General features: G+C 68.2%; 7 protein-coding genes. 3 read left to right on the top strand and 4 right to left on the bottom strand.

The window, feature by feature from the left end; all coding sequences use genetic code 11:
• Positions 1-131 precede the first annotated feature (131 nt).
• Both AC1DOC_RS12405 and AC1DOC_RS12400 read left to right on the top strand, forming a co-directional pair.
• On the top strand, positions 132-1,097 hold the full coding sequence (locus tag AC1DOC_RS12405) for a tripartite tricarboxylate transporter substrate-binding protein (protein WP_478083625.1): 966 nt from the start codon (positions 132-134) through the stop codon (positions 1,095-1,097).
• A gap of 11 nt (positions 1,098-1,108) precedes the next feature.
• Positions 1,109-2,557, top strand: coding sequence for an MFS transporter (locus AC1DOC_RS12400; RefSeq protein WP_478081044.1), 1,449 nt, complete (start codon positions 1,109-1,111; stop codon positions 2,555-2,557).
• 18 nt (positions 2,558-2,575) lie between these two features.
• On the opposite strand, the gene AC1DOC_RS12395 is transcribed toward AC1DOC_RS12400, so the two are convergent.
• Positions 2,576-3,019 carry an ester cyclase gene (locus AC1DOC_RS12395; RefSeq protein ID WP_062364947.1) on the bottom strand — a complete coding sequence of 148 codons (444 nt, stop codon included), beginning with the start codon at positions 3,017-3,019 and terminating at the stop codon, positions 2,576-2,578.
• Positions 3,020-3,126: 107 nt separating this feature from the next.
• Here AC1DOC_RS12395 and AC1DOC_RS12390 point away from each other — a divergent pair, with 107 nt between their 5' ends.
• Positions 3,127-3,897: a helix-turn-helix transcriptional regulator gene (locus tag AC1DOC_RS12390; RefSeq protein WP_478081045.1), complete on the top strand. Its 771-nt coding sequence runs from the start codon at positions 3,127-3,129 to the stop codon at positions 3,895-3,897.
• 24 nt (positions 3,898-3,921) lie between these two features.
• Here AC1DOC_RS12390 and AC1DOC_RS12385 read toward each other — a convergent pair whose 3' ends face one another.
• The 3 genes from AC1DOC_RS12385 to AC1DOC_RS12375 all read right to left on the bottom strand — a co-directional run bounded on the left by AC1DOC_RS12385 (position 3,922) and on the right by AC1DOC_RS12375 (position 6,987).
• Positions 3,922-4,416 (bottom strand): Lrp/AsnC family transcriptional regulator, encoded by a 495-nt coding sequence (locus AC1DOC_RS12385; RefSeq protein ID WP_015865681.1) that lies wholly within the window; start codon positions 4,414-4,416, stop codon positions 3,922-3,924.
• Between the two features lie 71 nt (positions 4,417-4,487).
• Positions 4,488-5,891 carry an aminotransferase class III-fold pyridoxal phosphate-dependent enzyme gene (locus AC1DOC_RS12380; RefSeq protein ID WP_478081047.1) on the bottom strand — a complete coding sequence of 468 codons (1,404 nt, stop codon included), beginning with the start codon at positions 5,889-5,891 and terminating at the stop codon, positions 4,488-4,490.
• Between the two features lie 163 nt (positions 5,892-6,054).
• Positions 6,055-6,987 carry a 2-hydroxyacid dehydrogenase gene (locus tag AC1DOC_RS12375; RefSeq protein WP_015865683.1) on the bottom strand — a complete coding sequence of 311 codons (933 nt, stop codon included), beginning with the start codon at positions 6,985-6,987 and terminating at the stop codon, positions 6,055-6,057.
• Positions 6,988-7,118 lie beyond the last annotated feature (131 nt).

Here is a 7,118-nt window from a genome sequence, read left to right as displayed (position 1 = left end):
GTTCCGCGAGGACCAGCAGCTGCTGCAGGCCGCGTCGTCCTTCGAAGCCGCGCACCGTCCGGCGAACGCGCTGCCCACCCTCGCTTTCTGAGTCCGCCCCCGTTTCGTTCTCAACCCAGCAGGTACCCACCATGGCCTTTTTCCACAAGACACTTCTTCTCGCTGCGTCGATCTCCCTGGCCGGTGCCGCCGCGCATGCCGATGCGCCCATCCGGCTGGTCATCGGCTTTTCGCCCGGTGGCGCACTCGACAGCCTGGCGCGTTCGCTGGCCGAGGACTTGCGCACCACGCTCAAGGAACCCGTGCTGGTGGAGAACCGGCCCGGCGCGTCGACGCGCATTTCCATCGAGGCCGTCAAGGCCGCGCGGCCCGACGGCCGCACCATCCTGCTGGGCTCGACGCCGCCCTTCGTTCTCTTTCCGATGACCTATGCGCGGCTGAACTACGACGTCGACAAGGACTTCATTCCGGTCGCGCACCTGGCGATCGTGCCCAGCGTCCTTTCCGCCGGCGCAGACCAGCCGTTCAAGACGGTTCCCGAATACGTCGCATGGATCAAGAAGAACCCCGCCGGCGCCAGCGTGGGGCTGACCAACCTCGGCGGCGGACTGCACTTCAGCGTGCTGCAGCTGTCCAAGGCCATCGGCGTGCCGCTCGCGCCGGTCACCTACAAGGGCGGCGCGCCGCTCGCGACCGACATCGTCGGCGGCCACGTACCGCTCGCCGCCGACGCGCTCGCCAGCCAGCTCGAGCTCCACCGCGCGGGCAAGCTGCGGATCCTGGGCGTTGCAGGCACCCGGCGGCTGAGCTGGCTGCCCGACGTTCCAACGATCAAGGAGTCGGGCTACGACGCCTTCGACCGCGCCAACGCCGCCTATGCCGCCTTCGTGCCGGCAGGAACGCCGAAGGAGGTGGCCACCAGGCTGGAGGCGGCCCTGCTCGCCGCCATGCGCAATCCGCAGGTGCGCGCGCAGGTCCATCGCATGGGCCTGGAGCCGACGGGGCTCCCTGGCGCGGAAGTGACGCGGATCATGAACGAGGACCGCGCGTACTGGCGCCCCATCGTGAAGGCCTCGGGGTTCAGGAGCGAAGACTGAATCGACCGACGATGGCCGACGAGGACCACGACGCCGGCAGGGCCGATTGGGCGGTGCTCGTTGCCGCGAGTTCGGGCGCGCTGCTGTGCTTTCTCAATCTCAGCGCGCTCAATGTCGCGCTGCCGGCCGTGGCGCGCAGCCTGCATGCTTCGCCCGCGCAGGCGAGCTGGATCCTGCTGTCCTACATGCTGGTCAGCACCGTCTGCATCCTGAGCTTCGGACGCCTGGCCGATCTCTGGGGACGGCGCCGGCTCTTCCTCGCGGGGCTGTGGCTCTTCGTGGCCGCCTGCGCGGCATGCGCCCTCGCACCCAGCGCCGAGCTGATGCTGGCGAGCCGCATCGCCCAGGCCGTCGGCGCGGCCGGCGTCATGGCCAACGCCAGCGCCTTGGTGGGCGACGCCTTCGGCCGCCGCAGGATGGGGCTGGCACTGGGCGTGCTCGCGATGGTCGCGGCGCTGGCCCAGGTCGTCGGCCCGCTGGCGGGCGGCTTCGTCGTGTCGTGGTGGGGATGGCGCGTTCTCTTCATGCTCAACGTGCCGATCGGGCTTGGCGTGCTGGCGTGGTCCTGGAAGGTGCTGCCCCACAGCGCGGCCGCCGGGGCCGAACGCTTCGACCTCGCAGGCGCGGCGCTGTCGCTCGTCGGCATCGGATGYGTGACCTATGCGCTCTCGATGGCAGGCACCCGCGGCTGGACCAGCACGCCGGTGTGGGTCTTCATGCTCGCGGGGCTGTGCGCCATCGCCCTCTTCTCCGGCGTTCAGATGCGCGTGGCCAGCCCGCTGGTCGACCCCTCGCTGTTCAGCGACCCGGGACGCCGGACCGCCTACGCGGGCATCCTGCTGCTGTCGATGACGCAGGCGGCGCCCCTGCTGCTGGTGGCCTTGTACCTGCAGGCCTGCGCGGGCCTGCAGCCATCGCAGGCGGGCCTGCGCATTGCACCGGTGGCATTCGGCATGCTGATGGCTGCGCCGCTGGCGGGCGCCCTGACGCGGCGCATCAGGCCCGAATCCATCTGCGTGGCCGGCATGCTGCTCGCAGGATGCGCCCTGGCGCTGCTGGCCGCGCTGCTGCAGCCGGCGATCGGCACCGTGCAGCTGTCGCTGTGCCTCTGGCTGCTCGGCCTGGGCATCGGGAGCTTCGTGACACCGAACAACACATCGATCCTCCAGAGCGTGGCGCCCCGGCGCCGGGGCATCGCCAACGGCGTCCGGTCGACGCTGCAGAACACCGGCATCATGATCGGCACCGCGCTGACGCTGAGCGTGGCGATGGCGCAGCTTCCTTCCGGTTCGCAACGCATGATTCTGGGAAATGGCGGCCCGGGGCTTTCGAACCTGGATGTGGCGGCCTTTACCCAAGGGGCCAGTTCTGCGCTGGTGCTGCTTGCGGTCCTTTGCTTTGCCGGCGCGGCCCTGATCGCGAATACCCGGCGTCAAGCCGGCCGGCTGCAATCAGCGTGAAGGACACGGCAACAGGCCCTAGTTGCTGCGCGGAGGCGAAGCACCCACGCCGGCAGGAAGTGCGCCAATCTGCTGCAGCGCACCCAGCCGGTCGGTTTCCAGCCAGGAGCGCACGATCTTGCCGTGGCGCAAGTGGTAGATGGCAATGCCTGTGTTCTCCACTCGGCGGTGCGACGCTTCCAGGCCGCGGAACTCGCCTGCGTGAATGGCCTGCCAGCGCCAGCGCACTGCGACCTTGTCCGGCTCGGCGAGCAGGTCCTCGACCTGGAAGCGGATGTCCGGAAAGGCGCTGCGCAAGCCGTTCATGGTCGTCGCAAAGCCTGCGGCGCCTCTTTCGCCGTTGGGCCCCACGTAGTCATCCGCGATCGAGTCCTGCAGCTCCTCGAAGCGCCCGTGCGACAACCAGTCTTCATAGAGTGCCCGGATCAGTTGGCTGTTTCGGGCCTTCACATCGTCTTGCATGGTTTCTCCTGAATGGGTGGAACTCCATGCTAGGCAGCACGCGCGTTCGGCAATTGAACAAAATCAGTGAGTCACACAAAAAAAGGGCGCCCCGCTACCATCGGCCAATGCGCATGCGCTTGCTGCCAACCACCCTCGCCCTCGCAGACCAGGTGCGGAATTTCGTGATCGTCGAAACCACCGAGGCCGCCACTCGCCTGCTCATGCCGGAGCCAAGCATCCTGCTTGGCATTCGTTACGGCGGCTATGCCGAGCAACTGGATGGGCCGAAGACACGCCGCCTGCCCCAGACCACGCTGACGGGATTGCGCGACACCGCACGTTCGATGCACACCTCGGCCGGCGGTGGCATCGTGCTTGCTGCTTTCCGTCCTGCGGGCGCTGCGCAGTTCTTCGACCTGCCCGCAGAAGGCCTGTTCGGCACCACGATCGATCTTGCCTCCCTGGTGGCGGATGCCGACCTGGCAGGTCTTTGCTCGGCCATGACTGCGGCCGGGGACGATCTGCAGCGCGTGAATTGCCTGGAGCGCTTTCTTCTCGCCCGACGAAGGCGGCCCGCCGACACGTTGGTGAGCGAGGCCCTGCGAGCCATCGAGAAGAGCGTCGGAACGATCCGCATCGCAGCGCTTGCGTCGGATCTGGGCGTCAGCGTCGACTGGCTGGCAAAACGATTCCGCCGTACTGTCGGAGCGACACCAAAGCAACTCGCCTCCATCATCCGCATGCGCCATGCGTTGTCGCTGTACGGCGAGGCATCCAGCCTCACACAGCTGTCTGTCCAGGCTGGCTATGCCGACCAGTCGCACTTTATCCGCGAGTTCCGTTCCGTGACCGGCCAGGCGCCTCGGCGCCTGCTGAAAGGCGGCGAGTACTGCTGATCTGGCCTCGCAGCCATTCGCCAGTCAGCGCGGATGCGGAAACAGCCGTTCGATCGGGCAATGCGTCTTGATGAACGGCGACTTGATGACGATGTAGCTGAAGTACTTGGAGATGCCGATGTTGCGCTCGAGCAGTTCCTCGATCACTTCCTGGTAGTGGTTGACGCCGCGCGTCAAAAAGCGCAGCAGGTAGTCGTAGCCGCCGCTCACCAGGTGGCATTCGAGCACCTCGTCGACCTCTCGGATCGCGGCCTCGAAGCGCACGAAGTCCTCGCGGTGGTGGTCCTGCAGCGTGACCTCGGTGAACACGGTGAGCGTGTCGCCGAGCTTCTCGAGCCGCAGGTGCGCGCCGTAGCCGGCGATGTAGCCGGCCTGCTCCAGGCGCTTGACGCGGATCAGGCAGGGGCTGGGCGACAGGCCGACCGCATCCGCGAGGTCGACGTTGGTCATGCGCCCGTTCTGCTGCAGCTGGGCCAGGATGCGCAGGTCGAGTCGGTCGATCTTGAAAGCTTCAGACATGGCGGTCCTGAAAAACGAAGGAGGATCCGATTCTGCTTTGCCGGCGCAGCCGCGGGGCAGTGCTTTCCCGCTCAGGCCTCCAGCGCGGCGCGCACGTCGGCGGCGTCCAGCACCTCGTCGAGCGTTTTCTTCAGGCGCGCGAACATCTGGGCGAACTCGTCCTCGGTGAAGGTGAGCGCCGGCGCAAAGCCCAGGATGTGGTCGCCGAAGGAGCGGAACACCAGGCCGTTGCGGTAGCCCGCGGCAAAGATGCGGTCCGCGAGGCCCAGCGCCGGATCGAAGCCGCGCTTGCCTTGCTTGTCGCTCACCAGCTCCAGCGCACCGAGCAGGCCGCGGTGGCGCGCATCGCCCACCAGCGGATGCGCGCGCAGCGCATCGAGGCCGGCCGCGAAGTGCGCCGCGCCGCGCTGGCCGTTGGCGAGCACCCCGCCCTCTTCGTACAGCCGCAGCACCTCGAGCGCGACCGCGGCGCTCACGGGGTGGGCAGAGTACGTCGCGCCATGGCCGACCGGCACCCCCGCCGGCGCGCCGTCGGCAATGCCGGCATAGACCTTCTCGGACATCATGGTCGCGCCCATCGGCACATAGCCCGAGGTCAGGCCCTTGGCCATGGTCATCAGGTCGGGCTCCACGCCTTCGGCCTCGCAGGCGAACATGGGGCCGGTGCGGCCGAAGCCGGTGATGACCTCGTCGACGACGAACAGGATGTCGAGCTCGCGCGCGGCATCGCGCATGGCTTTCAACCAGCCCTTGGGCGGCACGATCACGCCGCCCGAGCCCTGGATCGGCTCGCAGAAGAAGGCGGCGACGTTGTCCGCGCCGAGCTCGGCCACCTTGGCGCGCAGCGAGGCCACCGACGCGGCGATCAGGGCCTGCGGATCGGCACCATTCGCGTGGCGGTACGGGTTGGGCGACGGGATGTAGTGCTGCGTGGGCAGCGGCAGGTCGAAGCCGCGATGGAAAACGGGCAGGGCCGTGAGGCCCGCGCCGGTCGACGAGGAGCCGTGGTAGCCGCGCTCCAATGCGATGAACTGTTTTTTCGACGGCTTGCCGATGGCGTTGTAGTACTGCACGATGAAGCGCACGGCGGCATCGACCGCCTCCGAGCCGCCGAGCGTGAGGTACACGCGCGTCAGCGATGCGGGCGCGATCTGCACCAGCTTTTCCGCGAGGCGGATGGCCGGCTCGCTGCTGAAGTGGAAGTAGCCGGTGGCGTACGGCAGGCGCCGCATCTGCTCGGCCGCGGCCTGCACCACGCTCTCCTGGCCATAGCCCACGTTCACGCACCACAGGCCCGCAAAGGCGTCGAGCAGTTCATGCCCGTTGGCATCGGTCAACCATGCGCCGCGGGCCGAGGCCAGCACGGTGGGGCCGCGCTGCTCGTGCGTGCGCCAGGGCGAGACGGGGTGGATGAGGTGGGCACGGTCGATGGCGTCGAGCGTGGCGTGGCGAGGCAATGCGGTGGGGTGCGTCATGGCGGTGTCGAGTGAAGCGAGAGCGAAGGAAGCTTTCGATGCCTCGAGCTTAGGCCGCGTGCCGCATGGCATGGTGCTGCTTTGGGGGTGCTGCGCGAAGCAGGCTGCGGTTATGCGCCTCGCCACGGCACATCATGCGGCGGGCCATTTCTCTTGCTTCTCGTCAGTAGCCCCTGGCGCGGTCCACGAGGCCGACCATCGGCTCGCCGGCCTCGAAGCGGTGCAGGTTCTCGAGCACGGCCTCGGCGGCGCTCAGCGGCTGCGTCATGCTCGCGATGTGCGGCGTGAGCTGGATGCGCGGATGGCGCCAGAAGGCGTGCGCGGGCGGCAGCGGCTCGGGGTCGGTCACGTCGAGCACCGCATCGCCGATGCGGCCGCTGACGAGCGCTTCGAGGAAGTCATGTTCGACCAGGTGCGGCCCGCGGCCCACGTGCACCAGGCCGGCGCCCATCGGCAGCATCGAGAAGAGCCTGGCATCGAGAAAGCCGCGCGTCGAATCGGTGAGCGGCAGCAGGCACACGAGGATGTCGGCGCGCGCCAGAAAGGCGGGCAGCTCGTCGGCACCCGCGTGGCATTGCACGCCATCGACCTCATGCCGCGAGCGGCTCCAGCCCGCGCAGTCGAAGCCCAATGAGACCAGTTGCGCGAGCACGGCCTGGCCGAGCGAGCCCAGTCCCAGAACACCCACGCGCCGCTCGCCTGCGGGCCGCACGGGCAGCGGCTGCCATTGGCCTTCCTGCTGCTGGCGGCGGTACTGCGGCATGTCGCGGTGCAGGCCGAGCACGGCATGCGTCACATACTCGACCATGCCCTGCACGATGCCGGGCTCGACCATGCGCACCACCGGCAATGCAGCGGGCAGCGCCGCGAAGTCGAACTGGTCGACACCTGCGCCCGAAGAGAACAGCACCTGCAGATTCGGAAAGCGTTCGGCGATGTCTTCCGGCGGCACCCATGCTGCGAGAAAGCGCACCTGCGCCGGATCGCCGATGTCGGGCCAGATGCGGAAGTCGATGTCGGGGCGGCGCTGCCCGAACACTTCGGCCCATTGGCGGCCGCGTACGGGATCGGACTTGTAGAGGAAGGTGGTCTTCATGATCTGGTGTGCTTGTGTTCTTGGCGATGTTGTCCGGGGCGCGTGCACAGATCACCGGGTACTCCCCTCCGCGAATGTCCCCCGGCCTGCGGCCTCCTCCTTGATTTCGCTGCGGGGAGCACCCGATGCTC

Source organism: Variovorax sp. 01T439_2, assembly GCF_056398445.1.
Note: the sequence above shows the minus strand (reverse complement) of the source record. Positions and strands in the feature narration are given on the sequence as shown.